Source organism: Moorena sp. SIO3E8, assembly GCF_010692445.1.
Taxonomy (GTDB): domain Bacteria; phylum Cyanobacteriota; class Cyanobacteriia; order Cyanobacteriales; family Coleofasciculaceae; genus Moorena; species Moorena bouillonii.
In genome coordinates, this window is the sequence record NZ_JAAHHM010000367.1 from 1 (window position 1) to 1,248 (window position 1,248).

The 1,248-nt window shown below is 47.8% G+C and carries 1 protein-coding gene and 1 pseudogene; both read right to left on the reverse strand.

What is annotated here, in order from left to right; all coding sequences use genetic code 11:
• Positions 1–5: 5 nt before the first annotated feature.
• A pseudogene (locus tag F6K46_RS40540) lies at positions 6–970 on the reverse strand (ISAs1 family transposase).
• The gene (locus F6K46_RS39850; RefSeq protein ID WP_293069066.1) at positions 906–1,175 is read right to left on the reverse strand and encodes a transposase family protein; all 270 of its coding nucleotides are present in this window, start codon (positions 1,173–1,175) and stop codon (positions 906–908) included. The pseudogene F6K46_RS40540 and the gene F6K46_RS39850 overlap by 65 nt, the downstream one beginning before the upstream one ends.
• Positions 1,176–1,248 lie beyond the last annotated feature (73 nt).

Consider the following 1,248-nt stretch of genomic DNA (forward strand, 5'->3'; position numbering starts at 1 on the left):
CAGGGCTATTTCATTCTAAAAATGCGCTTGAGTGTGTCTAGTCCAAATTGGCAGTATCGCTGTGCTTGAGCCATATTGGAGAAGCCATTGGAGCGATAGATATTCAGCGCAAAATTACGAGCAACTGCAAAGATTTGAGGTAACTGATGCATGCGAATGCGAGAAGCATCTTCTTCCTGAGTGACATCTCGCACATAATGGACTTTGTTTTCTACCCCCCAATACCCCCGAATACGTTGGGCAAAGGATTCCGCAGACTCGATGAAAGAAGCCACATAGTAGCGTGTTTCGGTTTCCAGCTGGTGTTGTTTCCCTTTTTTGAATTGTCGAACACTTTCCACTCGGATTAGTGTTTTTAGCCCTGGCCAGGACAAGATGTTTTCGAGTTGTGTGCAGATGCTAACGGAGCGCTTTTCGATGCGTCCATGGCCAATACTTACTTCAGTATGACTTTGTTGAGGAACAAAGTGGGCTTTGACGCTTTTGAATAGGTTGCCCTGATTGCCTTTAAGGGCACCTAGGTAGTGATTTTCACTCTCAATGATCAACTGAGCCGTTTTTTTTGAGTGCTAATCGCATCAAAGGCGAACACCACACCCTTGACAGCCAGTTGTGTAATAAACTCTGGTAAAGCTTTGATTTCGTTTGTTTTGCTATCCACCTGATAGGGTTCGAGAATCAGACCCCGCTCAACCAGATAAGCACTAACCAGCATAATCGCTCGGTGAGGTGGAGAAGCAGGATTATCACTCTCTAGTTGGTATGAGCCCCGTAAGACTTTACCATCTACAGCTAAGGTTTCTCCTGGCAAGGGTTCAATGCCAAAGAAGCGAGCCAGGGCCGCAGAGTACTGGTGGTAATCTAGGGTGACCAGGACACGGCGAATCGTACTGTAGGAAGGAATCCTACCCTTCGGGGGCTTGAATAGCGGGGGGCAATTCGTCTCGATAGCTGTTGAGCCAGTCCCCAATGGCTAGAAAACCTCGGTTTCCAGCTGCAATGGCCAAGGTAAACAGGGCTAAACACAGAGCTACTTGATGCCGTTTCCCAGAAACCTTGCGTACATCTGGGATGTTGGCAAAGGCTTCTAGAATCTCGATGCCCTGAGGGGGTGACTCCTCTGGGGTGAGGCTAGGAACTGAGACAGCAGGGGCAGATTGGGCAGACAAACGCATGGTCACTCATGAAACTCTCAGCTAACTTGTAAGCCTAGCATTTATTAGCTTTCATGAGAATGAAATAGCCCTG

What these genes read in the sequence shown, in the direction of transcription:
- F6K46_RS39850 (WP_293069066.1), bottom strand. Translation starts at nt 1,175, where the DNA reads ATGCGTTTGTCTGCCCAATCTGCCCCTGCTGTCTCAGTTCCTAGCCTC.